Source organism: Streptomyces sp. NPDC020917 (genome assembly GCF_044333795.1).
Lineage (GTDB): Bacteria > Actinomycetota > Actinomycetes > Streptomycetales > Streptomycetaceae > Actinacidiphila.
In genome coordinates this window covers 59,169-84,250 of the sequence record NZ_JBIRRR010000023.1, presented here as the reverse complement: position 1 = coordinate 84,250, position 25,082 = coordinate 59,169, and the positions used below count along the sequence as shown (strand labels likewise).

Here is a 25,082-nt window from a genome sequence, read left to right as displayed (position 1 = left end):
CCGCTGTATTGCAGGACCTGGACGGTGATTACGGCAGGACCTGGACGGTGTCGCCCACCGGGCGCTCACCGGTGGCGTCCGAGGTGTGGTTGACCAGCACCCCGTCGACGGCCATGGCGGTGGAGCCGCCGCCGTCGAGGTTGAGCGCCTGCACCGCGCCGAGCGAGCGCATGAAGGAGGCGGCCTCGGCGATCGTGAAGCCCTCGCTGCCGCCGCTCAGCCGGCCGTCCACGGTGACCAGCAGCAGCCGGCCGCGGGCGTCGACGCCGGCCATGGTGCGCGGCTGGCGCTGGTTCGCCCAGGCGTAGCCGAACGACAGGTCCTGCGGGTCGACGGTGCCCTCGCTGGCCGCGTCGATGGCGATCCGGCCGTTCTCCACCAGCGTCGGAGCCGCGCTGACGATGCTGTCGTGCGGCCCGAGCGGCACCCGCCCGCCGTCGGCGTCGCGCACGACCTGGTCGACGGCGACGCGCTTGCCGGTGACGGCGTGGGCGGTCAGCCAGTCCGCCGCGGTGCCGATCCCCTGGAGCACCGTGCCGCCCGCGGGCACGGTCCCGCCGCGCGCCCCGGTGGACACCACGCGGCCCTGGGCGTCCAGCACGGCCTGCACGCCCGCTCCCGCCGGCAGCGCGTGGCCGAAGGCCGGGGTGAACAGCACCAGGTCGTCGGTCTCGTGGCAGGTGACGTCCTGCCAGGGCAGGGCGCTGGGCACGGCGCCGGGGCGTCCGCAGTCCCGCACGGTGCCCGGCACCCGGTTGATGCCCTGCACCGCGTAACGGGCCGCACCCGCACGGGCGGTGACCGTGGTCGTCAGGTCGGCGACCCGGACGTGCCGGCCGCCGTCGCCGAGGACCAGCGCGGCCCGCGCGCCGGCCGCCATCGACTCCAGTTGCCCGTCGTAGGCGGCGATCCCGGACTGGGTGCCCTGCACGCCGTCGGCGTCGGAGGTCACGAAGAAGCCGGCGTTGACGCCGACGAGGGAGCCGAGCTTCGCGGCGACCGACGAGGTGGTCTCGCGCTGCGCCACGTTGCCGTCGTGGGTGCCGCTGACGGTGCCGGTGAAGGTGTGCGGATCGATGACCGCGACGTGGACGTTCTCCAGGTCGGCGGGCTGCTCGGCGTCGTAGCCGGTCCACTCGACGGCGGTGTGGAAGCCGGCTGCCTTGACCGCCGCGGCGGTGGTCTGCGCGGCGGCCTGCGTGCCGAACGCACCGATCCGCACCCGCAGGCCCATGACGCCGTGCGGGGTGTCGGAGTAACCGGGCCACTCGACGGTCTCGACCCGCGGCTGGTAGCCGGCGTCCCGCAGCTGCGCGGCGGTCTGCTGCGCCCAGGCCGGGCTGCCCACGGCGACGTCGACCGCTGCGCCGGTCAGCCGGCTGGTCGACGGCACCTTCACGGTCACCGTCCAGGACGGCGCGGCGGAGGCGTTGCGCAGGGTGCCGGTGCGCACCTGGACCCCGGGGGCGACGTCACGCGTCGTCCACTGCGCGGTCACCTGGCCGCCGGCCGCCCGATCGGCCGCCGGCGCGGCCGCCTGCGCCTGCTCCGCACCGAGCCCGAGGGGCGTGACGGCGGACAGGACGACGAACGCGGCGAGCGCGCCGCGCACCCCGGAGCGTCCCTTGCTGCTCTTCATGGTTCCTCCCGTGCGTGCGAATCGCCTGGCTGCCGAGCCGCGTGGTGGCGGGGCCGGCCACCGCCGATCACAGCCGCCGCACGAGAAGAAGTGACGCTGCCCGGTTGAGGGTTCGGCGAACACTGGGGGAACGGGGCGGCCCGCCCGGGCACGGGAGGGCACGGGAGGGCGCGGAACGGCGCGGGGGAGGGCGCGGCCGGGCGCGCGGAAAAGCGGACGACATCCGCCACAGGCCGCTGTTAGCTTCGCGGGTATGGACCCCCTCACCGAAGCCGACATCCGCGGCTCGTTCGTCAACTGCTCCAAGGGCGAGGCCAAGCGGCTCAACCTGCCGAAGGACCTGGGTGACCTGCCCTGGGGGGACCTGGACTTCCTGGGCTGGCGGGACCCGGGCGCGCCGGACCGCGGCTACCTGGTCAGCCCGGTCGACGGCGGCGAGCCGGTGGGGCTGACGCTGCGCGCGGCGCCCGGGGCGCGCCGGAACCTGATGCGCAGCAGCCTGTGCGGGCTATGCCTGACCGGGCACTCCGGGGGCGGCGTGGACCTGCTGGCCGCGCCGCTGGCCGGCCCGTCCGGGCGGCAGGGCAACACCGTCGCCCTGTACATGTGCGCCGACCTGGCCTGCTCGCTCTACGTCCGGGGCAAGAAGTCCAGCGCGCTCGCCAAGCGCCTGGAGGAGACGCTCACCCTGGAGGAGCAGATCGCGCGCACCCGGCGCAACCTGGACGCCTTCCTCGGCAAGGTCCTCCAGACCGCCGCGTAGTTCTTCCACGCGCTACTGGCGGGCGGCGTCGGCGGCCGCGACTCCCGGTTCCGAAGCGGTCGCCGGCGTTCCGGACCCCTCCGATCCGGCCCTCCCGGGCCCGGAGGTGCCGGCGTTGCCCATCGCCCGGGTCAGCGCGATCTCGATGACGACGCGCTCGGGGTTGGGCGTGGGCGTGCGGCCGTAGCGCTCGGCGTACCGGCGGACCGCGTCCGCCACCCGCTCGGGGTCGTCGCAGACCGTGGCGATCCCCTCCAGCGTGGCCCAGGTGCCGCGCTCCACCTGGCAGACCGCGACCCGCGCCCCGGCCGGCCCGGCCGCCCGCACATGGGCGGCCTTCGCGCTGCCGCCGCGCGTGATGACCCGCGCGAGGCCGGCCTCCGGGTCGTACGTGACGCCGACCGGCACGACGTGCGGGCTGTGCCGTCGGGCCGGTGGGTGGTCAGGGTGCACAGGTGGTACTCCCGCCAGAAGGCGAGGTAGCCGGGTTCGGGGGAGCGCGGGTCACGTCGTGCCATGGCACGACGGTAGCCCAGCGGGTGCCGCGCCCTGCCGCGCCCCGGCGCCCTGCCGCGCGCTCGCCGTGCCCCGCCGTCCGCGCCGTTCAGCCGAGGTGGACCGGCAGCGCGGCCACGCTGTTGCCGATGAAGCCCGGCAGCGGCGGCAGCGACGCGCCGGGCACGGCCAGCCGCAGCCCTGGGTGCGCGGCGTACAGGTCGCGCAGCGCGATCGCCGCCTCCAGGCGGGCCAGCGGCGCGCCGAGGCAGTAGTGCGCGCCGTGGCCGAAGGCGAGGTGCCGGGTGCCGGTCCTGGTGACGTCGAACCGGAGGGCGTCCGGGCCGTACTCGCGCGGGTCCCGCCCGGCGGCCGCGTACCCGGCGAGCACCGGGGTGCCGCGCGGCACGGTCACCCCGTCGACCACCAGGTCCGTCGTCGGGTAGCGGAACGGGAAGTTGGCGACCGGGCTGTCCCAGCGCAGCGTCTCCTCGACGACCGCGTCCCACCCGACCTCGCCGGCCAGCACCAGGGCCAGCTGCTCGGGGTGCCCGCACAGCGCCCGTACCGCGTTGGTGATCAGGTTCAGGGTGGTCTCGTGGCCGGCGACGATCATCAGCAGCAGGGTGCCGGTCAGCTCCTCGTCGCTGAGGCGTTCCGCGGTGTCCGCACCGCTCTCCCCGTCCCGGCCCTCGGCCGCACTCTCGCCGCGGGCGGCGATCAGCGCGCTGGTCAGGTCCTCGCCGGGGGCGGCCCTGCGGTCGGCCACCACCCGGGCGAGCACCTCGTGGATGCCGGCCTGGGCGGCCATCGCGTCGGCCGCGGTGCTGGACGTGCTCACCAGGCGGTGGGTCAGGCCGTGCAGCCGGTCGCGATAGGCGGGGTCGACGCCCAGCAGCTCGCAGATCACGCCCATCGGCAGCGGATAGGCGAACCAGCGGCGGAGGTCGACCACGCCGTCGGCGTCCCGCCGCTCCGGCAGGGCCGCCAGCAGGTCGCCGGTGAGCCGCTCGATCCACGGGCGCAGGGCGGCCACCCGGCGCGGGGTGAACGCCTTGGAGGCCAGGCCCCGCAGCCGCCGGTGGTCGTCGCCGTCCGCCGTCGTCATGCCGTTGACCAGCGCGAACGCGTTGAGCTGCCACTGGGCGGGTATCTCGCCGCGCTGGTAGGCGGCGAAGTGCCGGGCGTTCTTGGCGACCTTGGGGTCGGCCAGGAAGTCGCGCAGCTCGCGGTGGCGGGAGATCACCGTCCCGGGCACGCCCCCGGGCAGCAGCACCGGGCAGGCGGCCGCGGTCTCCCGCAGCTGCGCGGCCTCGGCCTGGACGGCGGCGCCGCTCGGGTCCATCGGGTGCGCCGTGTCCATGGGGACTCCTCACGCCGTCCGCGGGCTCGTCCGCGCCACCGCGGCCGCCCCGGCGGGACAGGCGTCCGCATTCTTGCACCGGGCGGCCGGAAAAGTCCCCCGGTCGTGCGCGTCTTCTGGCGCCCACTCTGCCTTGAGTGGAGTAGACTCAACTTGCTTCATGTTGCTGTAGGCAGGTTTAGCCAGGAGAAGGAAGAGGGAGGTCACCACGCCCGTGGACGCCGAGCTGACCAACAAGAGCCGCGAGGCGATCAACACCGCCAGCAACCGGGCCGTGTCCGAGGGCAACCCGGACCTGACACCCGCCCATCTGCTGCTCGCCCTGCTGGGCGGCGCGGACAACGAGAACGTGCTCGACCTGCTGGCGGCAGCCGGCGCCGACTCCGCCGCGGTGCGGGACGACGCCGAGCGCCTGGTCGACGGCCTGCCCAAGGTGCAGGGCTCGACGGTGGCCCCTCCGCAGGCCAACCGTGACATGCTCGCGGTACTCGCCGACGCCGCCCAGCGCGCGAAGGACCTCGGGGACGCGTACCTGTCCACCGAGCACCTGCTGATCGGGATCGCCGTGAAGGGCGGGCCGGCCGGCGAGCTGTTGAACAAGGAGGGGGCCAGTGGCAAGAAGCTGCTGTCCGCCTTCGAGACGGCTCGGGGAGGGCAGCGGGTGACCAGCCAGGACCCGGAGGGCACGTACAAGGCGCTGGAGAAGTACGGCACCGACTTCACCGCCGCGGCCCGCGAGGGCAAGCTCGACCCGGTGATCGGCCGCGACCAGGAGATCCGCCGCGTCGTGCAGGTGCTCTCCCGGCGCACCAAGAACAACCCGGTGCTGATCGGCGAGCCCGGCGTGGGCAAGACCGCCGTCGTCGAGGGCCTGGCCCAGCGCATCGTCAAGGGGGACGTCCCGGAGTCGCTGCGCAACAAGCGGCTGGTGGCGCTCGACCTCGGCGCAATGCTCGCCGGCGCGAAGTACCGCGGCGAGTTCGAGGAGCGGCTGAAGGCCGTGCTGTCCGAGATCAAGGACAGCGACGGCCGGATCATCACCTTCATCGACGAGCTGCACACCGTCGTCGGCACCGGCGCCGGCGGCGACTCCGCGATGGATGCGGGCAACATGCTCAAGCCGATGCTGGCCCGCGGCGAGCTGCGGATGGTCGGCGCCACGACGCTGGACGAGTACCGCGAGCGGATCGAGAAGGACCCGGCGCTGGAGCGCCGCTTCCAGCAGGTGCTGGTCGCCGAGCCCACCGTCGAGGACACCGTGGCGATCCTGCGCGGGCTCAAGGGCCGCTACGAGGCGCACCACAAGGTGCAGATCGCGGACTCCGCGCTGGTGGCGGCCGCGACGCTGTCCGACCGCTACATCACCTCCCGCTTCCTGCCGGACAAGGCGATCGACCTGGTCGACGAGTCCGCGTCCCGGCTGCGGATGGAGATCGACTCCTCGCCGGTCGAGATCGACGAGCTGCAGCGCTCGGTCGACCGGCTGCGCATGGAGGAGATGGCGCTGAAGAACGAGACCGACCCCGGGTCGGTGCAGCGCCTGGACAAGCTCCGCAAGGACCTGGCGAACCGCGAGGAGGAGCTGCGCGGCCTGACCGCCCGCTGGGAGAAGGAGAAGCAGGGCCTGAACCGGGTCGGTGAGCTGAAGGAACGGCTCGACGACATCGACACCCGGATCGAGCGCGCCCAGCGCGACGGCGACTTCGAGACCGCCTCCAAGCTGCTCTACGCCGAGAAGCCCAAGCTCGAGGCCGAACTGGAGGAGGCGACCCGCGAGGAGCAGGAGGCCCAGGCCAGGGGCACGGGCGAGAAGGAGAAGATGGTCAAGGAGGAGGTCGGGCCGGACGACGTGGCCGATGTGGTCGCCGCCTGGACCGGCATCCCCGCAGGCCGCCTGATGGAGGGCGAGACCCAGAAGCTGCTCCGGATGGAGGAGGAGCTGGGCAGGCGGCTGATCGGCCAGACCGAGGCGGTCCGCGCCGTCGCCGACGCGGTGCGCCGCTCCCGCTCCGGCATCGCCGACCCCGACCGCCCCACCGGCTCGTTCCTGTTCCTCGGCCCGACCGGCGTCGGCAAGACCGAGCTGGCCAAGGCGCTCGCCGACTTCCTGTTCGACGACGAGCGGGCGATGGTCCGCATCGACATGAGCGAGTACGGCGAGAAGCACTCGGTGGCCCGCCTGGTCGGCGCCCCTCCCGGCTACGTCGGCTACGAGGAGGGCGGCCAGCTCACCGAGGCCGTGCGGCGCCGCCCGTACAGCGTGGTGCTGCTGGACGAGGTGGAGAAGGCGCACCCCGAGGTCTTCGACGTCCTGCTTCAGGTGCTGGACGACGGCCGGCTCACCGACGGGCAGGGCCGTACGGTCGATTTCCGCAACGTCATCCTGATCCTCACCTCCAACCTGGGCAGCCAGTACCTGGTCGACCCGGCGCTGGACGCGGAGCAGAAGAAGTCCAACGTGCTGGCGATGGTGCGGGCGTCCTTCAAGCCGGAGTTCCTCAACCGGCTGGACGACATCGTGGTCTTCACCGCGCTCGACAAGGACCAGCTGCGGCGGATCGCCCGGCTGCAGACCGACCGGCTGGCCGAGCGGCTGCGCGACCGCCGGCTGACGCTGCAGGTCAGCGAGGCCGCGCTGGACTGGCTCGCGGAGGAGGGCAACGACCCGGCGTACGGCGCCCGGCCGCTGCGGCGGCTGGTGCAGACCGCGATCGGCGACCCGCTGGCCCGCGAGATCCTGGCCGGCGAGGTGCTCGACGGCCAGACCGTGGGCGTCGACCGGGCGGAGGACGGCCTGATCGTGGGCCCGCTCACCGCCCCCGATCTGACCAAATGACCGGCTGACCGGCAGGCCCCGGCCCGGCCCGGGCCCGGCCCCGGTGGCACGCCGACACGACCCCGGCAGGTACGCCCAGCGCGAACCTGCCGGGGTTGCCATGTGCGCCCCCGGATGAGGGAGGATGGCGGGGAGACGTCACGAAGGGACCTTCACGGTGAGCATCGACCCGTCCTCGATTCCGAACTTCGGGGGCCAGCCGGACCCGAATCAGAATGATCATGCCGGCAGCGTGGTCATTCCCGACCAGGAGCTGGTCAAGCAGCTCCTGGACCAGATGGAGCTGAAGTACCTGGTCGACGAAGAAGGCGACCTGGCGGCTCCGTGGGAGGAGTTCCGCACCTACTTCATGTTCCGCGGCGAGGGTGACCAGGCGGTCTTCGCCGTCCGCACCTTCTACGAGCGCGCCTACAGCGTCGACGACAAGCCGCAGCTGCACGAGGTCATCGACGACTGGAACCGCCGCACCCTGTGGCCCAAGGTCTACACCCACACGCACGACGACGGCTCGGTCCGCCTCATCGGCGAGGCCCAGACGCTGATCGGCCTGGGCGTCAGCCTGGAGCACTTCGTGTCCAGCACCGTCAGCTGGGTGCGGGCGTCCATCGAGTTCGACAAGTGGGTCGGCGAGACCCTCGGGCTCGAGAAGGACGCCGAGGGCGACGACGGCGAGGGCGAAGCGGGCGGGACCGAGGCCTGAGCCTCCCCGGCCGGGCCCGGGCCGAGCGTACGGCCTGGGCCCATGTCGTCATGTCCGCATGAACCCGTGCGCCCGGTGGCCGGTCCCCGCCGCTGTGACTCCCGCCGGCGTCACAGCGGCACCGTGACCACCGTCAGCAGGTACGCCCCGTAGCCCAGCGACACCGCGGTCAGCGTGAGCAGCGTGACGGCGGCGGCGCGCGTCCTGGCGCCCGCGAGCGCGACCGCGCACGGCACCAGCAGCGGGAACGCCGGCAGCAGGAACCGCGGCTTGCAGGAGAAGAAGTTCGCGCCGCCCAGCGCGATCACCACCAGCACCGCCGAGTACACCAGCAGCGGCAGCGGCATCCGGTCCAGCAGCGCCATCGCCAGCAGCAGCACCGCGCCCGCGCAGATCGCGGTGGACATGTACGAGTACAGCGTGTCCGGGAACAGCACCTGGTGCCTGACGAACTTCAGCGCGTACCGGCCGAAGTCGAAGTCCGAGCCCCAGCGGCTCTGCACGTCGAAGTACCCGTGCAGCGCGGCGTGCAGCCCGCTGCCGGTGTGCAGCCCCACCCAGGCCACGTAGCCGCACCAGCCGGCCGGGGCGACCAGTGCCGCCACCCAGGCCCACGGCTCCTGCCGGCGGCCGGTCCGCCACCGGTGCCAGGCGTCGGCGAGCACCGCGGCCGTCACCGCGGCGGGCACCGCGACGGCGTTCGGCCGGGACAGCCCCGCCAGCACGCTCAGCGCGCCCGCGGCCACCCAGCGCCGGGTCACCGTCGCGTACAGCGCCCAGGCGGCCAGCGCGCACATCGCCGGCTCGGTGTAGGCCATCGACAGCACGATCGAGTACGGGAGCAGGCCCCAGAGCATGACCAGCGCGGTCGCCGTCCTGCGCCCGTAGCAGTGGTCGACCACCGCGAAGATCCCCCACGCGGCGAGTGCGGCGAAGGCCCACGCGACCGCCAGCGCGGCCACCACGGAACCGCCGGGCAGCACCGCGTCGGCGAACCGCACCGTGGTCGGGTACAGGGGGAAGAAGGCCAGGTCGCTGTAGCGCAGGCCCGGCGCCTGCCAGGCGGGGATGAAGGTGCCGTAGCCCCAGTCGGCGATGCGGTGGTACCAGCGGGCGTCCCAGCCGAGACCGAGCAGGTCGCGCGGGTGGTCGCCGCGCCGGTGCGCCCACAGGGTCAGCACGACCACCCCGGCCAGCCGCGCCACCACGAACACGGTGACCGCGGGCAGCGCGCGCCGCGCCGCCAGGGTCGCGGCCGCGGCGGCCGCCCTGGCCCGCGCGGGGATCCGCCGGGACCGCCTGGGGCCGTACGGCGCCGCGGGGACGGGCCCGGTGACCTGCTCCGGAACGGGCGCGGAGCAGGACTCGGAGACCGGTCCAGGGGTGAACAACGCGGCGCTCCTCGGTACCGAGCGAATGATGCGATGGTCTGACAAAGGCGACTATCGGGGATCATCCGGGCTCACTCCGCGGCGACACGCCCGCTCCCGCGGGTGAATCGCCCGCCGATCGGGCGGTGGCGTCATGCGAAGCTAAGGCCATGGCTTCTGTGACGCGTTCCTCCGAGATCACGCCCACCACGCTGGAGGCCGGCGACCTGCGGCTGCGGCCGTTCACCGAGGCCGACGAGGCGGCCGTGCGCGAGGCGATGGCCGACCCCGGCATCCTGGCCTGGGCCGCCGGACTCGCGGTCAACGACGCCGCGCCCGCCGACCGCGGGCGGATCTGGCTGACGCCCCGGCTCACCGGCTGGTCCACCGGGACCGCGCCCTTCGCGATCACCGACGCCGCGGACGGCACCCTGCTGGGCTACCTGGGGCTCCGGGACGTCCACCGGGTCCCCGACCAGGCCGTCGCCGCGTACTGGACCACCCCCGCGGCACGCGGCCGCCGCGTCGCCGCCCGCGCCCTCGACGCGGCCGCCGCATGGGCCTTCGCCCCCACCGCCGAGGGCGGCCTGGCCGTGCACCGCATCAGCCTGGACCACTCCCTGGTCAACGCCGCGTCCTGCCGCGTCGCCGAGCGCGCGGGCTTCCGCGCCGAGGGCGTCATGCGCGGCTCCTTCGTCGCCCCCGACGGCGCCCGCCACGACTCCCACCTGCACGCCCGCCTCGCCACGGACCCCGCCCCGGCCCGCTGAGGGCCGGGACGTGCGGGATCCCCGGGTCTACGACTCGGCCGACCCGGCGGACCCGGCCGGCTCGGCGGGGCCGGCGGGTTCGGCGCCTTCCGCGGGCTTGCCGGCTTCCGCGGCCGGAGCGGGTTCCGCCTGCTCGGCGGGCTCCTCGGGAAGCTCCCGCAGCAGCCGGTTGATCATGTTCCGCCCGTCGTTGACCATCAGCCGGGGGAACTCGACGGCCAGGACACCCTGGCCCTTGATCGCGATCTGCACGCGCAGCGCCTGGGCCACGCCCGGGACCAGTTCGGGCTCCGACACCCACGCCACCTGGTCGAGGGTGAACGCGTAGAGCTGCTTGCCCGGCTTCGCGGCGAAGAGGCCGCCGATCTTGTACACCAGCAGGCGCCGGCCGGTGAGCCCGAGGATGCACCGCCCGGGCAGCTCCAGCATGACGGCCGGCGCCGTCCCGCGCCCGCCCCGGGCCGCCGCGGCCATCGCCGCGGCACCCGCCAGGCCGGCGATTCCGGCGGCACCGCCGACCATCGTCTTGCGCACGCCGCCGATCCGGAACGCCAGCAGTCCGTACAACACCCGCTCGTCCGCAGCCCCTTCGGCCGTCAGCCGCTGCTGCACCCGTTCCGTCTGTCCCACGGATCCCCCTCGATTTCCCGGAAAGGTGAGCATGGCATCTCGGCCGGGCGACCACCAGGCAGCCTCCGTTCGCCGCCCCCGGAGGGAACCGGAGCCCCGGAACGGGGGTAACCCCGGCCCGGGGGGCGGGGGTACGGCGGGTGCCGTGACGACCGCCGGGCCGGGGTCCGCCGCCCGGGCGGGGCAGCCTGCCCCGACGCGGTCTGCTCCGCGCGCCAGTTGCGGCCCAACGCCGGCAACGGCGAGGCGCCGCCCCGCGCCCCGCCGGGACGACCGGCGGAACCGCTGCGGCATCAACAGCGCCGCCCGAGGCGCCCGAAGCATCCGCCCCGCGCCAGCCCGCCCCTCCCTCACGGCCCCTGGCCCGTCCGCCGTGGGACCCGGCCCGTCCCTCACGGCCCCTGGCCCGTCCGCCGTGGGACCCGGCCCGCTCGTCCCTGGACCCCGGCCCGCTCGTCCCTGGCCCCCGGCCCGTCCCTCACGGACCCCCGCCCGGTGCTCCGGCCACCGGGCCGGGAGCGGCCGAGGACCGGGCGTCGTCGACCGGGAAGGAGGGCGCCGCGGTGGCGTGCGGGCTACGGCTGCGCAACGCCCGCCGCAGGCGTTCCGCTTCGCCCTCTCCGCCCTGTCCATTTGGGCTACTTCGGCCGGTCGTCCCACCCGCCCCACCCACACCAAGGCGCAGGCCGCGGGCAGTTCGCCCGGCCCGCACGGGGTGTGCACAATCTCGCCACATCCGGCACACAGGCACCTTCTCGGTTCGTGGCTATTGACAACGTTGTCGGCGCGAGCAACGCTAGCGGCGATTTCTCTTCGGGTGCGCCGCCGCGCGACCCCTTCACCGCGCGGGAGTTGCCGTATGGCCTCACAGCTCTGCCCTTGCTTATGACGCCGCCGGCCGGCGACGACGGCCCAGGCCCTTCCCGACTGTCCCCGCGGCGCACGAGCCGCAGCAGCGACGCGAACTCCGCCGCAGGCGGAGGACGGCAGCCGTGACATCCTCCAGCGGCACGCGACAGCCGCGACGACTTTCCCAGCGAAAGGCAGTGTTGTGTCCCCTCATCCCCCTGCCCACCTCCTGTCCTTGAGACGGTGGGTGAGCGCGACCGCGGCCCTGGCGCTGCCGGTGGTGGCCCTCGCGGTCGCACCCGCGGCGCACGCGGCGACCGCGGCCGGCACCTTCAGCTCCTCGTTCGAGTCGGCGGATCCGCAGCCCGCCACGAACGCCGTCGAGCTCGACGCGCACGGCGACCCGCTGCAGAAGAACCTGAGCGGGACGAGCCCCTCGGGCCTGCCCGGCAGCCTCCTCGGCCAGGTCACCGCGGTGACCGCGAGCGCCGAGAACCCTCCCGGCGAGGTCGCGGCGAACCTCAAGGACGGCAACCCCTCCACCAAGTGGCTGGCGTTCAACCCGACCGGCTGGGTCGCCTACCAGCTGTCCAAGCCGGCCGCGGTCGTCACGTACTCGCTGACCTCCGCGAACGACTCGCCGACGCGTGACCCCAAGGACTTCGCCCTCCAGGGCTCCACCGACGGCAGCACCTGGGTGGACCTGGACAAGCGCACCGGGGTGACCTTCAGCGGCCGGTTCGCCACCAACACCTACAAGTTCACCAACACGACGGCCTACGCGTACTACCGGCTGAACGTCACGGCGAACTCCGGCGACTCGCTCGTCCAGCTCGCCGACTGGGACATCAGCGACGGCTCCACCGCCGTGCCGCCGGCCACCCCGATGGTCACCAAGTCCGGGTCCGGCCCGGTCAGCGGCTACAACATGAAGCCCAACGCCGGCTTCACCGGCACGGCTTCGCTGCGGTACTCGGGCGGTGCCCAGGCCGACGGCGAGGCGTCCGCCACCAACAAGCTGTTCGACGTGAACATCCCGGTCGGGCCGAAGACCCAGCTGTCGTACAAGATCTTCCCGGAGTTCACCGGCCGCGACACCCAGTACCCGTCGCAGTTCGCCGCCGTGGACCTGCACTTCACCGACGGGACGTACCTGAGCGCGCTGAAGCCGGTCGACCAGCACGGCTACAAGCTCACCGCCGCCGCGCAGGGCGCCTCCAAGGTGCTCTACGCCGACCAGTGGAACGCGGTCTCCTCGGAGATCGGCACGGTCGCCGCGGGCAAGACGATCGACCGGATCCTGCTCTCCTACGACGACCCGCAGGCCAAGGCCGCGACCCGCTTCCAGGGCTGGATCGACGACCTCACCGTCACCGGGGACCCGGCGCCGATCGACGCCTCCAGCCTGACGAACTACGTCGACACCCGCCGCGGGACCAACGCCTCCGGCTCGTTCTCGCGCGGCAACAACCTGCCGATCGCGGCGGTGCCGAACGGGTTCAACTTCTTCACGCCGGTCACCGACGCGTCGTCCAACTCGTGGGAGTACTCCTACCAGCAGGGCAACAACGCGGCGAACCTGCCGACGCTGCAGGGCCTGGCGATCTCGCACGAGCCCAGCCCGTGGATGGGCGACCGCGACCAGATGTCGGTCATGCCCGTGCCGGCCGGCGGCTCGCTCACCGGAGCGCCGAGCACCCGCGCCCTGGCGTTCAGCCACGCCGACGAGACCGCGCGCCCCGACTACTACCGGGTGAAGCTGCAGAACGGCATGGTCGCGCAGATGTCGCCGACCGACCACGGCGGCGTCATGCAGTTCACCTTCCCGTCCGGGCAGGCCACCGGAAGCCTCGTCTTCTTCAACGGCACCTTCACCCTCGGCACGGACGGCACGTTCACCGGGTGGGTCGACAACGGCAGCGGCCTGTCCGCCGGCCGCAGCCGGATGTTCGTGTCCGGCGCTTTCGACCGCGCCCCGACGTCCTCCACCGCCACCTCCGCGACGTTCGACACCTCGTCGAACTCGCAGGTGACGATGCGCATCGCGACGTCGTTCATCTCGACCGACCAGGCCCGCAAGAACCTGGACCTCGAGGTCACCGGGCGCAGCTTCGACCAGATCCACTCCGCGGCCACCGCGGCCTGGAACGAGCGCCTCGGCCGGATCTCGGTCGCGGGGGCCACCCAGACCCAGATGGTGACGCTGTACTCCAACCTGTACCGGCTGAACCTCTACCCCAACTCGCAGTCGGAGAACACCGGCACCGCGGCCGCCCCGCACTGGCAGTACGCCAGCCCGGTCTCGGCGGCGACCGGCACGTCCACCGCGACGACCACCGGCGCCAAGGTCGTCGACGGCCAGATCTACGTCAACAACGGGTTCTGGGACACCTACCGCACGGTGTGGCCCGCGTACTCGCTGCTGTACCCGGACGTCGCGGCCAAGATCGCCGACGGCTTCGTCCAGCAGTACCGTGACGGCGGCTGGATCGCCCGCTGGTCGTCCCCGGGCTACGCCGACCTCATGACCGGCACCAGCGCCGACAACGCGCTCGCCGAGGCGTACCTCAACGGCGTGCAGCTGCCCGACCCGCTCTCCGCCTACGACGCCATCGTCAAGGACGCGACGGTCGCCTCCGGGCGCAGCGCGGTGGGCCGCAAGGGCATCGAGTCCTCGCTGTTCCTCGGCTACACCCCGACCTCCACCGGGGAGTCGGTGTCCTGGGCGCTCGAGGGCTTCATCAGCGACTACGGCATCGGCAACATGGGCGCCGCGCTCGCGAAGGACCCGAAGACGCCGAAGTCCGAGGTCAAGCGGCTCAAGGAGGAGTCCGCGTACTTCCTCCAGCGGGCCCGCGACTACGTCAACCTCTTCGACACCAAGTCGAAGTTCTTCCAGGGCCGCACCGCCAAGGGCGACTTCCTGAACGGCAACCCGCTGGACTGGGGCGGCGTCTACACCGAGACCGACGGCTGGAACTACGCGTTCACCGCGCAGCAGGACGGCCAGGGCCTGGCCAACCTGTACGGCGGCAAGAAGGGTCTCGAGGACAAGCTCGACCAGTTCTTCGCCACCCCGGAGAACGCCGACCACCCCGGCGGCTACGGCGGCACCATCCACGAGATGGTCGAGGCGCAGGCGGTCCGGATGGGCCAGCTCGGCATGAGCAACCAGCCCTCGCACCACATCCCGTACATGTACGACTACGCGGGCGCCCCGGCCAAGACCCAGGCGATCGTCCGGGAGATCCTGCAGCGGCTCTACGTCGGTGACGAGATCGGCCAGGGCTACGCGGGCGACGAGGACAACGGCGAGACATCGGCCTGGTACGTGCTCAGCTCGCTGGGCATCTACCCGCTGCAGGTCGGCTCGCCCAACTGGGCCATCGGTTCGCCGCAGTTCACCAAGATGACGGTGCACCGCAGCACCGGCGACATCGTGGTCAACGCGCAGGACAACAGCACCAGCAACGTCTACGTGCAGAGCGTGGCGGTCAACGGCAAGAAGCAGAAGACCACGTCCATCGACTCGTCCGTGTTCGCGCACGGCGGGACCATCGACTTCCAGATGGGCCCGAAGCCGTCGACGTGGGGCACCTCGAACAACGACGCCCCGCCGTCGCTGACCAAGGGCGCCGCGGTGCCCCAGCCGCTGCAGGACACCACGGGACCCGGGCTCGGCACCGCGACCGCCGACGGCGGCCAGGACGCGTCCAAGCTGTTCGACGACACCTCGACCACGCAGGTGACGTTCGCCACCGGCACGCCGCAGATCACCTGGGCGTACCGCGGCGGCAAGCAGACCCCGACGACCTACACCCTGACCTCCGGGGCGGCCGCGGGCGACCCCGAGGACTGGAAGCTGCAGGGGTCCGATGACGGGATCACCTGGACCACGGTGGACTCCCGCACCGGCCAGACGTTCCCGTGGCGCAACCAGACCCGTCCGTTCACCATCGACCAGCCCGGCACGTTCGCCCAGTTCCGCCTGGTCGTGACGAAGACCGCCGGGGCCGCGAAGACGAACCTCGCCGAGATCGAACTGCTCTCCGGCGGCGACGTCCAGCTCGGCGGCGGCACCGTGAGCGTCAGCCCGGCGCAGAACCCGGTGCCGGCGACCTCGGGCGTCGCGGTGTCGGTGCCGCTGGCCACCATCACCGGTGGCACGGCGAGCGGCTACCAGGCCACCATCAACTGGGGTGACGGCTCGGCCGCCACCGCCGGGACGGTCTCCGCGAGTTCGCGGGGCGTGTCCGGCGTCACCGGCTCGCACACCTACACCAAGCCCGGCTACTACCAGGCGAGCGTGCAGGTGACCGACGGCACCAGCCAGTCGTCCACCACGGTCGGCGTCGAGGTCGCCTACGTGCCGGCCTCGGGCCTGCGGGCCGCGTTCGACACCACGTGCATCGGTGACGACGGGGTGCTGGCGGCGGACTGCGACTCCGTCGGGTACGGCTTCTCCCGCGCCGCGCTGGCCGCGGCCGGCGTGACGGCGGGCAAGCAGCAGCAGGTCCCCGGCACGTCGCTGCACTTCACCCTTCCGGTGACCGCCGCGGGCGCGCCGGACGACGCGACCGGCAACGGCAGCACGATCGTGCTGAACCTGCCGGACGACGCGAAGAGCATCTCCTTCATCGGCACCGGGACGGAGGGCAACCAGAGCACCACCGCCACCGCGACCTTCAGCGACGGCAGCACCGCCGGCGTCCCGATCCAGATGAGCGACTGGACGCTGGGCGGCAACGCCAACGGCACGCCCGCCTACGGCAACATCGTCGTCGCCAAGTCCGCGTACCGGCTGGCCGGGACGTCCAAGGACAGCGCGCAGCCGTTCCTGCTCGCCACCGCCCCGTACCAGATCCCGGACGGCAAGAAGCTCGTCTCGATCACCCTGCCGACGCAGACCGGTGACCCCTCGAAGGTCGGCAGGATCCACGTGTTCGCCATCGCCGACGACGGCACGCCCGTCGCCGGGCTGGCGGCCACCGCGCCCAAGGACCAGACGGCGTCCGCCGGCCACGCCCTGACCGCGGACCTCGGTTCGCTGTCCGGCGGCGTTCCCGGCACGGACGGCTACCAGGCCCGGGTGCAGTGGGGTGACGGCACGGTGCCCGAGGACGTCACCGTCGGCTCCTCCGGCGCGCTGGCCGGCCAGCACACGTACCAGCAGCCGGGCACCTACACGGTGCACGTCATCGCGTGGGACTCGCAGTCCAGCGCCGGGTACACGTTCACGGTGACCGTGGGCGCGGATGCGGCGCAGGCGTCCCTGAAGGCGTCGGTGGCCTCGTCCGGCAAGGGCGCGGGATCGTTCGACGTCACCGGCAGCGGGTTCTCCGCGGGTGAGAAGGTCACCGTCCGGCTCGCCACCGGCACCGCGGTCACCGTCACCGTGACGGCGACGTCCGCCGGGGAGATCCACACGACCGTCGCGGCGCCCTCGGGCACCGCGCCCGGACGGTACTCCGTGACCGCCACCGGTGCGTCCTCCAAGACGCCGGCGACGGCCACCGTGCAGGTCGGCGACCCGCAGGCGACGCCGGCGTACCGCACGCCGGTGATTCCCACCAGCACCCCCAAGCCCGGGGGCGCCTCCGCCTGATCCCCTCTCCCACCAGGTGCCCGGCTCGCCCTCCGCGAGCCGGGCACCCTTCTTTTCCGGCGGCTTCGCCCAGAACGTTGTGCCTGGCCTTACGGACCGCCGTCACCAGTTCCGCGGCCGGTGACCCGGCCGGCTCCTCGTCCACGTGGTCATGCGGTCACAAAGGCAGGTCGTCCGGCAGGAGGCGGAAGCACTTGTGCCGGCCCAGCGGGCGCACGGCGCGGAAGTCCCGGCGGTCGAGGGTGAGAACGGCGTCGGTGTCGTAGTCCGCGGCCAGCGCGACGTTCACGGCGTCGGCGAGGTCGAGGTCCAGGGCGTGGTAGCGGGCCCGCACGGACTGCGCGGTGGCGAGATGGGTCTCGGTGACCTCAGGCACCACGATCCTGCTCACCCGCATCCACCGCCGGATGTCGTCCACGGCGCTCATCGCGGCCTCTCGGCCCAGCTCGCGGGTGGCGACGTGGTCGATCTCGGCCAGGAGCAGGGGAGACATCACGAGCAAGCCGGCGGCCAGGAGTGCCTCACCGGCTCCCCGGTGTTCCGGATGCGTCGAGTCGAGCGCCGCCAGTAGCCCCGAGGTATCCGCAACGACGATGATCACGCGGCGGACCCGGACCCGGACCCGGATCCGGACTCGCGTCGGACGGCGTCAGCCACGGTGTCCCGTACCTCGTCCTTGCCCGGCGTCCGACCGGACCCCTCGAAGGTCCGCGAGAACAGCGGTTCGTCCCAGACGCGATTCGCCATCGCCGCCAGGTGGATCCCCTGGCGGATGATCTCCGCCTCGCTGATCCCGCGACGCGCCGCGGCCTCCTTGATGATCGCCAGATCCTCGGGGTCCGCGTAGACGTTCGTGCGCTTCATGGACATGTACCAAACCTAACACATGTACTACCTCTGGTACCTGTGCCGGCCCGTGCGGGGCTCTGCTGCTCCAGGTTCTGCGCGATCCAGCGGTACGGGCAACCGTCCGTCCTCGTCAGCTCACCCGCTGAAGGCTTTGCGGAGGCGGTCGGCGGCCTCCCGGAGGACGTCCTGCTGTTTGCAGAAGGCGAAGCGGACCTGTGTGCGGCCGGCGGTGGGGTGGTCGTAGAAGACGGAGTTGGGGACGGCGACGACGCCGCAGCGTTCGGGGAGGGCGCGGCAGAAGGCGAGGGCGTCCGTGCCGGGGGCGAGTTCGGCGATGTCGGTGGTGATGAAGTAGGTGCCCTGGGGCTGGTGGACGAGGAAGCCCGCCTCGGTCAGGCCGGCCGCGAGGACGTCCCGCTTGGCCTGGAGGTCGTCGCGGAACGCGTGGTAGTAGGAGTCGGGCAGGGCCAGCGCCTCGGCGACGGCGTACTGGAACGGCCCGGAGGCCACGTAGGTGAGGAACTGCTTGGCCGTGCGGACCGCCGTCACCAGTTCCGCGGTCCCGGTGACCCAGCCGACCTTCCAGCCGGTGAAGGAGAACGTCTTGCCGGCCGAGGAGATGGTGACGGTGCGCTCGCGCATGCCGGGCAGCGAGGCCAGCGGGGTGTGCGCGGCGCCGTCGAACGTCAGGTGCTCGTACACCTCGTCGGTGACCACCAACAGGTCCCGTTCGACGGCCAGTTCGGCGATGGCCGTCAGCTCGTCGGCGGTGAGGACCATGCCCGTGGGGTTGTGCGGGCTGTTGAGCAGCAGCAGCCGGGTGCGCGGCGTGACGGCGTCCCGCAGCGCGTCGAGGTCGGGACGGAAGCCGGGCGCGGGGAGGGTCAGGGGGACCCGGACGCCGCCGGCCATCGCGATGCACGCGGCGTAGGAGTCGTAGAACGGCTCGAACGCGATGACCTCGTCGCCCGGTTCGAGCAGCGCGAGCATGGCCGCGGCGATCGCCTCGGTGGCGCCCGCGGTGACGAGCACCTCGGTGTCCGGGTCGAACTCCAGCCCGTAGAAGCGCTGTTGGTGATCGGTGATCGCGGTGCGCAGTTCGGGGACGCCCGCGCCGGGCGGGTACTGGTTGCCGCGGCCGTCCCGCAGCGCGCGCACCGCCGCCTCCCGCACGGCCTCCGGGCCGTCGGTGTCCGGGAAGCCCTGCCCCAGGTTGATCGCCCCGGTGGCGACCGCCAGCGCGGACATCTCGGCGAAGATCGTCGTCCCGAGCCCGTCCAGCCTCCGGTTGAGCAGCGCCCTGTCCCTGACCCGCATGCGTCCGCACCCGCTTCCGGCGTTCGTCCCGGCAGCCGCCCCGGCCGCCCGCTTCCGACCGGTCGAGCGTACTTCGCCGACCGGAGCGGACCCCCGCGGACGCCCCATCTGAACACCTGAGCCCACAAGCGCTCCAAGGGATGGAAAGTACACACAGATGGGTAAAAACGCTGAGGACGGCGCGCGTTTCATGGTTGCGTGGGCTCGACACCCACTGGGTCCCCCCATGGATCCGTGGACCCCACGTGCGCAGGAGCCGACGCATCCTCCCGGCCTCCCAGCAGACCCGCCGACAGGCCTGCCGGGCGGTCCACCGAGTGGTGCGGGACGGCCGACCACCTCCCCCGTGCGTGTTCCAGTGCGTGCCTGTTCCCCAGCGTGCTTGCGGAGCCGACCCGATGCTCACCACCCTTCACACCACTTACACCGACACCCGCGCGGGTGATCTCGCCTGGTGCCTCGGCAGGGAGCCCCTCCCGGCGCTCGCCGTGCTCGACGTCGAGATCGGCGACGGCCAGGGCCTGCGCGCCCAGGTCGAGTTACGGCTGCTCGGCGCCTCCCACCAGGTGATCGTCGACGCCGGGCGCGACGGCTGCTCGGAGACCGTGGCCTGCCTGCCGGGCAGCCAGGCGCCGCTGCCGTTCGGCGTGGCCCGCCGGCTGGGCGGCTTCGACTACGAGTTCGCGGCGCGCATCGAGACCCTGTCGGAGGGCTCCTTCGCAGGCCGGGCCCAGGAGTTGCTGGCACTGGTCGCGGACCATCCGCAGGGCCTGGCCGGCACGTTCCCGGGCGATCCGCACGCGTTCACCGCGCTGCTCGTGCAGTGCGTGGACGGCGGTGTGCGCTGGCGGACGTGGCACGCCTACCCGCAGGAGGGGCGGCTGGTGGCGACCCGCACCCGGGTCAGCGTGCTGCCGTGATCCCCCGACCGCCGTCAACCGGCGCCGGATCGCCCTCCCGTGGGTGACCGGCGGCGACGAGACCCTGACATAGCGTGCACTCATGATCGACCAGCACGGCCGTACCCAGGCCCCTCCGCGGCGGGTGGCACGACTGCCGGTGCCCGCGGGAGCGGCGCGCGCGCTGATCCTGGCCGCGGTGTTCGTCTGCGCGGCCTGCGGCCTGGTCTACGAGCTCGAACTCGTCGCCCTGGCCTCGTACTTGGTCGGTGACTCCGTCACCCAGGCGTCCGTCGTGCTGTCCGTGATGGTGTTCGCCATGGGCTGCGGCTCGCTGCTGGCCAAGCGGCTGCGGGGGCGCGCGGCCGCGGCGTTCGCCGCCGTGGAGTCGGCGCTCGCGTTGGTGGGCGGGTTGTCCGTGATGGTCCTCTACGGCTTCTTCGCCTGGTACGGGCAGGCCCGCCCGGCCATGGTCGGCTGCGCCTTCGCGATCGGCGTGCTGATCGGGGCGGAGGTGCCGCTGCTGATGGTGCTGGTGCAGCGGATCAGACGGCAGGACGCCGGCGGGGCCGTCGCCGACCTGTTCGCCGCGGACTACGTGGGCGCGCTCGCCGGCGGCCTCGCCTTCCCGTTCCTGCTGCTGCCGCGGTTCGGGCAGCTGACCGGGGCGCTGGCGACCGGCGTGGTCAACGCCGTCGCCGGCGGGGCGGTCGTGCTGTGGCTGTTCCGCTCCGACCTCACGCGCCGCGAGCGCGGGCGACTGCTGGTCGCCAACGTGCTGGTGCTCGCCGTCCTGGGCGGCGCCGCCTGGGCCGCCGGGCCCTTCGAGCGGGCCGCGCGGCGGGCGGTGTACGGCGGCGACGTACGGGTCGCCGAGCAGACGCCGCTCCAGGAACTCGTGCTCACCGGTGGGGACGGCCGCCCGCTGCGGCTCTATCTGGACGGGCGGCTGGCCGTGTGCGGCACCGGCGCGGCGGCCTACGGGCGGGCGCTGGCCGACCCCGCCCTGCGCGGCGGGCACGCCCGGGTGCTGGTGCTCGGGGGCGGGGACGGCGTCGTGGCCGGACAGGTGCTGGGGCGCGGCGGCGTCCGGCAGGTGACGGTGGTCGACGCGGACCGCGGTCTGCTCCGGCTGGGCCGCACCGACCCCGGGCTCGGCGCGCTGAACGGGCACGTGTTCGCCGATCCGCGGGTGCGGGCGGTGGCCGCGGATCCCTTCGACTGGCTGCGGGGTGCCGGGCGCGGCAGCTACGACGTGATCCTGGCGGATCTGCCGGCGCCGGGGCAGTCGCGGGCCGCCAAGTACTACTCGCAGGAGTTCTACGGGCTGGCCGGCCGCGTCCTGGCAGGCGGCGGCCGGCTCGCCGTCCACGCCGACGGGGCGCTCTGGACCGTGCGGGCCACTCTGCGGGCGGCGGGGCTCAGTGCGGCGGCCTATCGGGCCCCCGGCCCGGCCTGCGCGCCCTCCACCTTCCTCCTTGCCGGAGCTCCTCTCCCTCTTGCTGTCGCCCGCATCCCCGCGCCCGGGACTCCGCCTCCGCCTCCCTCGACCCTGCTCCACCCCCGCCTCTAGCCTCGCGGCGCGTCACCCGACAACGAAGCCCCGCCATGTCCCTGCCCGCCCCCGGCCCCCGGGCTGCCCCCGCGCTGCCCCCAGGCCTGCTCTGCCGCCTGCCGCGCCGTCTCGGCTGGTCGCGCAGTTCCTCGCGCCCCTTCGGGGTCCGGGCTGCCCCGCGGGGTGCTTTGCCGTCGAGCGGCATCGTTGTGGCTTGTCGCGCAGTTCCTCGCGCCCCTGGCGGTGCACCTTCGGTGGGTGGGGTCGGGGCCGCCACGGGAGTATCTCCTCGGAACTGTGCGTGCGGCTTTCTCCGTTGGGTGGGCCGGGAGTGTGCACAGTTCCTGCGGGGACACTCCCGCACCGTCCCCTCCCGGCCCGGCCCCCGTCTGCGGGAAGCAATTGGGACGGCGTCCACGCACAGGGGTGCGGGGTCCCCCAGCGCTTCGCCTGGGAGGTGCCCCCAGCGCGACCAGCCCCAACGGTGCGGCACCCGGCAACGCACCCCCGGGGGCACCCCGAACCCCCGCCCCGGAGGGGCGATGCTCCAGGAGCGCGGGGAACTCCGCGCCCAGCCACGATGCACGCCGCAGACGGCAACGACGCCCAAGGGGCACCCCAGACCCCGCAGGGGCGCGGGGAACTGCGCGACCAGCCGCAGCGGACCGTTGGACGGCAGAGCACCCCGCGGGGCACCCCGGATGCCGCCAGGGGCGCGGGGAACTGCGCGACCAGCCACAGCGGACCGTTGGACGGAGACGCACCCTCGGGGGCTGCCCGGGTGCCGTAGGGGCGGGGGAGCCGCACTACGGGCGGGAAAATCTCCGGGACGTGGAACGTCAAGCGCCCGCACTCCTGGGTAGGCTCCGCCGCATGGAGCACGAGTCCTTCGTCCCGACCCCGCCCGCCCGCCTGGCCCGCGCCCTCCGCTCTCCGGGCGCGCTGGCCGCGTGCCTCCCGGGCTGGCAGCCCGACCGCACCGACGCCGCGGACGTGCCCGCCGCCGACGAGCCCGGCGGCGGGGACGGGCCCACCGCGCGCGGCCGCCTGCGCCTGCGCGTCGCCGGCTCGACCATCACCTACCGCGGCACGGTCACGCTGACAGGCGACTCCTCCCCGTTCACTCTGGAGGCCCAGGGCGAGGAGGTCCGCGGCTCCGGCACGGTGCTGGCCCGGATCGAGGTGACGCTGGCCGCCACCGAGCAGCCGGAGCCCGGCACCACCGTGGCCTACCGGGGCAGCGCGGAGGCCGACGGCCGTCTGACGTCGTACGAGGACGCGGTCGTGGAGGCCGCGGTGCGCCGCCTGCTGGACCGTTTCTCCGCCGAGCTGGCCGCTCACGCCCCGGAGGCGGACGAGGAGGCCGAGGAGCCGGCCGTCCGGCCCGAGGACGTGCGGGAGCAGGCCACCGAGGACGCGTCCGACGAGGCCCCGGAGGGCGGCGAGCCGGACGTCGTGGACGACGACGGTGAGCCCGTCCCCACCGGTGACCTGGAGGATTTCGAACTCGTCGAGGTGGAGGTCGAGGTCCCGGAGAGCGCCGCCGCCCTCGACGACCTGGTGACGCCCGCCGAGGCCGCCCACGCGCGCCGCACCATGATCGGCCGCAGCGCGGAGGAGGTGGACCACGCCCCGCCGCGCGGCCGCTACGCCCCGGTGCCCGCGCCCGACGCCGGGACGGCCGGTGCGACCCTGCGCTGGGCCGCGCCGGCCGCCGCGGCCCTGCTCGCCTCGGCCGTCGTCGTCGGCCGGGTGCTGCGCCGCCGCAAGTGATCCGCCGCAGGTGGGAAGGGTGCGCCGGGTGGGGCGGTCGGAGCCTGCCCGCTAGGCTCGGGGTGTGCAGAATGACACGACGCTGACGGCGGGCGACGCCGAACTGACCTTGCAGCCCGAGCACGGTTGCCGGATCGCCTCGCTGAAGGTCGGCGGGACCGAACTCCTGCGCCAGGGCGACAAATTCGGTGCCTTCATCATGGTGCCGTGGTGCGGCAGGACCGAGAACGGGGTGTTCCGCAACGGGACCGTCACCCACCAGCTCCCGGTCGACGCCCCGCCGCACGCGATCCACGGCACCGGCCGGCACTCCGCCTGGCACGAGGCCGCGCCCGCGACGCAGACCACGGCCGCCTACTACTACGACCTCGCCGACCCGTGGCCCTACCCGGGCCGCGTCACCCAGACCGTCGAACTCTCCCCGCACAGCGTGAAGCTGACGCTGAGCGTGGAGGCGGCCGGCGACTCCTTCCCGGCGCAGGCCGGCTGGCACCCGTGGTGGCTGCGCAACCTGGGCCAGGGCGGCCAGGACGTCGAACTCGCCTTCAGCGCCGCCTGGCAGGAGGAGCGCGGCGACAACCACCTGCCCAACGGCAACCGCATCGACCCCAAGCCGGGCCCCTGGGACGACTGCTTCGGCATGCCCGACGGCGTGGACGTCACGCTGACCTGGCCCGGCGAGATGCGCGTCGAGGTCACCAGCCCCACGCAGTGGGTGGTGGTCTACACCGAGCAGCCCGAGGCGGTGTGCGTCGAGCCGCAGTCCGGCCCGCCGAACGGCCTGAACACGCTGCCGCGCCTGGTCACGCCCATCGACCCGCTGGAGATCACCACCGAGTGGGCCTGGCACCGCATCGGCTGAAACGCCTGCCGGCCCACGTCCGCCGATCGCCCGCCGCCCCCGCCCGGCGGCGGGCGGAGCGGCCCCGCGTCCTCGGTTAGTCTCGACGGCATGAGCGACGACGCACGTGCTGCCCTGGTGCGGCACATCAAGGACAAGGCCGTCGTGCACGGCAAGGTCACCCTCTCCTCCGGCCTCGAGGCCGACTTCTACATCGACCTGCGCCGGATCACGCTGGACGGGGAGGCCGCGCCGCTCGCCGGTCAGGTGATGCTCGACCTGACCGCGGACCTGGACTTCGACGCGGTCGGCGGCCTGACGCTGGGCGCCGACCCGGTGGCCACCTCGATGCTGCACGCGGCCGCCGCACGCGGCCGGCGGCTCGACGCCTTCGTAGTGCGCAAGGCCACCAAGACGCACGGCCTGCAGCGGCGTATCGAGGGCACCGACGTCAAGGGCCGCCGGGTGCTCGTCGTCGAGGACACCTCCACCACCGGCGGCTCGCCGCTCACCGCGGTCGAGGCGGTCCGGGAGGCGGGCGGCGAGGTCGTCGCGGTCGCGGTGATCGTCGACCGCGGTGCCGCGCCCAAGATCGCCGAGGCGGGCCTGCCGTATCTGGCGGCCTACTCGCTCGCCGACCTCGACCTGGCCTGACCCGCTCTGACCTGCGACTTTGCGACCCCCGGAGTGTTTCACGTGAAACACTCCGGGGGTCGTCGTATGCCCGGAGAACACCGAGGTGGTGTATCCGTTCGAGTCTGGGAAGATAAGGGCGACGATGACGTCGCCACGCCAGCAGGACCACCCGCAGAACCACGAGGAGCGGAC

At 73.4% G+C, this 25,082-nt stretch carries 17 protein-coding genes and 1 pseudogene; 10 read left to right on the top strand and 8 right to left on the bottom strand.

The annotated features are described in order from the left end of the window. Nucleotides 1-28: 28 nt before the first annotated feature. Nucleotides 29-1,639: a phosphodiester glycosidase family protein gene (locus tag ACH4TG_RS34575; protein ID WP_398246611.1), complete on the bottom strand. Its 1,611-nt coding sequence runs from the start codon at nucleotides 1,637-1,639 to the stop codon at nucleotides 29-31. A gap of 253 nt (nucleotides 1,640-1,892) precedes the next feature. Between ACH4TG_RS34575 and ACH4TG_RS34570 the strand changes: the two genes are divergently transcribed. Continuing rightward, nucleotides 1,893-2,402, top strand: coding sequence for an FBP domain-containing protein (locus ACH4TG_RS34570; protein WP_398246610.1), 510 nt, complete (start codon nucleotides 1,893-1,895; stop codon nucleotides 2,400-2,402). A 111-nt stretch (nucleotides 2,403-2,513) separates the two neighbouring features. Here the strand turns inward: ACH4TG_RS34570 and ACH4TG_RS34565 are convergent. Both ACH4TG_RS34565 and ACH4TG_RS34560 read right to left on the bottom strand, forming a co-directional pair. After that, nucleotides 2,514-2,920: pseudogene (locus tag ACH4TG_RS34565) on the bottom strand (pyridoxamine 5'-phosphate oxidase family protein); the annotation flags it as partial. Nucleotides 2,921-3,006: 86 nt separating this feature from the next. Beyond that, on the bottom strand, nucleotides 3,007-4,260 hold the full coding sequence (locus ACH4TG_RS34560) for a cytochrome P450 (RefSeq protein ID WP_398246609.1): 1,254 nt from the start codon (nucleotides 4,258-4,260) through the stop codon (nucleotides 3,007-3,009). Between the two features lie 214 nt (nucleotides 4,261-4,474). Between ACH4TG_RS34560 and clpB the strand changes: the two genes are divergently transcribed. Together clpB and ACH4TG_RS34550 are read left to right on the top strand one after the other, a co-directional pair. Beyond that, nucleotides 4,475-7,096 carry an ATP-dependent chaperone ClpB gene (gene clpB, locus ACH4TG_RS34555; RefSeq protein WP_398246608.1) on the top strand — a complete coding sequence of 874 codons (2,622 nt, stop codon included), beginning with the start codon at nucleotides 4,475-4,477 and terminating at the stop codon, nucleotides 7,094-7,096. Nucleotides 7,097-7,253: 157 nt separating this feature from the next. Further along, nucleotides 7,254-7,796 carry a YbjN domain-containing protein gene (locus tag ACH4TG_RS34550; RefSeq protein ID WP_398246607.1) on the top strand — a complete coding sequence of 181 codons (543 nt, stop codon included), beginning with the start codon at nucleotides 7,254-7,256 and terminating at the stop codon, nucleotides 7,794-7,796. A 110-nt stretch (nucleotides 7,797-7,906) separates the two neighbouring features. Here ACH4TG_RS34550 and ACH4TG_RS34545 read toward each other — a convergent pair whose 3' ends face one another. Then, a complete protein-coding gene (locus tag ACH4TG_RS34545; RefSeq protein WP_398246606.1) occupies nucleotides 7,907-9,187 on the bottom strand; it encodes a hypothetical protein in 1,281 nt (426 codons plus the stop codon). 149 nt (nucleotides 9,188-9,336) lie between these two features. Between ACH4TG_RS34545 and ACH4TG_RS34540 the strand changes: the two genes are divergently transcribed. Next, nucleotides 9,337-9,936 carry a GNAT family N-acetyltransferase gene (locus ACH4TG_RS34540; RefSeq protein ID WP_398246605.1) on the top strand — a complete coding sequence of 200 codons (600 nt, stop codon included), beginning with the start codon at nucleotides 9,337-9,339 and terminating at the stop codon, nucleotides 9,934-9,936. 27 nt (nucleotides 9,937-9,963) lie between these two features. Here ACH4TG_RS34540 and ACH4TG_RS34535 read toward each other — a convergent pair whose 3' ends face one another. Further along, nucleotides 9,964-10,566: a hypothetical protein gene (locus ACH4TG_RS34535; protein WP_398246604.1), complete on the bottom strand. Its 603-nt coding sequence runs from the start codon at nucleotides 10,564-10,566 to the stop codon at nucleotides 9,964-9,966. A 1,096-nt stretch (nucleotides 10,567-11,662) separates the two neighbouring features. On the opposite strand from ACH4TG_RS34535, the gene ACH4TG_RS34530 reads away from it, so the two are divergent. Continuing rightward, complete coding sequence (locus ACH4TG_RS34530; protein WP_398246603.1) at nucleotides 11,663-17,020, top strand: GH92 family glycosyl hydrolase; 5,358 nt, start codon at nucleotides 11,663-11,665, stop codon at nucleotides 17,018-17,020. Between the two features lie 157 nt (nucleotides 17,021-17,177). Here the strand turns inward: ACH4TG_RS34530 and ACH4TG_RS34525 are convergent, their stop codons facing one another. From ACH4TG_RS34525 to ACH4TG_RS34515, 3 genes are all read right to left on the bottom strand, one after another. Then, on the bottom strand, nucleotides 17,178-17,621 hold the full coding sequence (locus ACH4TG_RS34525; RefSeq protein WP_398246602.1) for a PIN domain-containing protein: 444 nt from the start codon (nucleotides 17,619-17,621) through the stop codon (nucleotides 17,178-17,180). Beyond that, complete coding sequence (locus tag ACH4TG_RS34520) at nucleotides 17,618-17,890, bottom strand: CopG family transcriptional regulator (RefSeq protein ID WP_398246601.1); 273 nt, start codon at nucleotides 17,888-17,890, stop codon at nucleotides 17,618-17,620. Before ACH4TG_RS34520 ends, ACH4TG_RS34525 begins: the two co-directional genes overlap by 4 nt. Before the next feature lie 114 nt (nucleotides 17,891-18,004). After that, the gene (locus ACH4TG_RS34515) at nucleotides 18,005-19,186 is read right to left on the bottom strand and encodes a pyridoxal phosphate-dependent aminotransferase (protein WP_398246600.1); all 1,182 of its coding nucleotides are present in this window, start codon (nucleotides 19,184-19,186) and stop codon (nucleotides 18,005-18,007) included. Between the two features lie 398 nt (nucleotides 19,187-19,584). Here ACH4TG_RS34515 and ACH4TG_RS34510 point away from each other — a divergent pair, with 398 nt between their 5' ends. The 5 genes from ACH4TG_RS34510 (at nucleotide 19,585) to pyrE (ending at nucleotide 24,908) form a co-directional block, all read left to right on the top strand. Further along, complete coding sequence (locus tag ACH4TG_RS34510) at nucleotides 19,585-20,106, top strand: DUF2617 family protein (RefSeq protein ID WP_398246599.1); 522 nt, start codon at nucleotides 19,585-19,587, stop codon at nucleotides 20,104-20,106. A gap of 82 nt (nucleotides 20,107-20,188) precedes the next feature. Next, complete coding sequence (locus tag ACH4TG_RS34505; protein WP_398246598.1) at nucleotides 20,189-21,658, top strand: spermidine synthase; 1,470 nt, start codon at nucleotides 20,189-20,191, stop codon at nucleotides 21,656-21,658. An 855-nt stretch (nucleotides 21,659-22,513) separates the two neighbouring features. Beyond that, on the top strand, nucleotides 22,514-23,413 hold the full coding sequence (locus tag ACH4TG_RS34500; RefSeq protein WP_398246597.1) for a carbon monoxide dehydrogenase subunit G: 900 nt from the start codon (nucleotides 22,514-22,516) through the stop codon (nucleotides 23,411-23,413). Nucleotides 23,414-23,477: 64 nt separating this feature from the next. Then, complete coding sequence (locus ACH4TG_RS34495; RefSeq protein WP_398246596.1) at nucleotides 23,478-24,275, top strand: aldose 1-epimerase; 798 nt, start codon at nucleotides 23,478-23,480, stop codon at nucleotides 24,273-24,275. Nucleotides 24,276-24,365: 90 nt separating this feature from the next. Further along, the gene (pyrE, locus tag ACH4TG_RS34490) at nucleotides 24,366-24,908 is read left to right on the top strand and encodes an orotate phosphoribosyltransferase (RefSeq protein WP_398246595.1); all 543 of its coding nucleotides are present in this window, start codon (nucleotides 24,366-24,368) and stop codon (nucleotides 24,906-24,908) included. Nucleotides 24,909-25,082: the final 174 nt, after the last annotated feature.

Coding starts and splice junctions, on each gene's coding strand:
- ACH4TG_RS34575 (WP_398246611.1), bottom strand. CDS start 1,639: ATGAAGAGCAGCAAGGGACGCTCCGGGGTGCGCGGCGCGCTCGCCGCG.
- ACH4TG_RS34570 (WP_398246610.1), top strand. CDS start 1,893: ATGGACCCCCTCACCGAAGCCGACATCCGCGGCTCGTTCGTCAACTGC.
- ACH4TG_RS34560 (WP_398246609.1), bottom strand. CDS start 4,260: ATGGACACGGCGCACCCGATGGACCCGAGCGGCGCCGCCGTCCAGGCC.
- ACH4TG_RS34540 (WP_398246605.1), top strand. CDS start 9,337: ATGGCTTCTGTGACGCGTTCCTCCGAGATCACGCCCACCACGCTGGAG.
- ACH4TG_RS34520 (WP_398246601.1), bottom strand. CDS start 17,890: ATGTCCATGAAGCGCACGAACGTCTACGCGGACCCCGAGGATCTGGCG.
- ACH4TG_RS34515 (WP_398246600.1), bottom strand. CDS start 19,186: ATGCGGGTCAGGGACAGGGCGCTGCTCAACCGGAGGCTGGACGGGCTC.
- ACH4TG_RS34510 (WP_398246599.1), top strand. CDS start 19,585: ATGCTCACCACCCTTCACACCACTTACACCGACACCCGCGCGGGTGAT.
- ACH4TG_RS34505 (WP_398246598.1), top strand. CDS start 20,189: ATGATCGACCAGCACGGCCGTACCCAGGCCCCTCCGCGGCGGGTGGCA.
- ACH4TG_RS34500 (WP_398246597.1), top strand. CDS start 22,514: ATGGAGCACGAGTCCTTCGTCCCGACCCCGCCCGCCCGCCTGGCCCGC.
- pyrE (WP_398246595.1), top strand. CDS start 24,366: ATGAGCGACGACGCACGTGCTGCCCTGGTGCGGCACATCAAGGACAAG.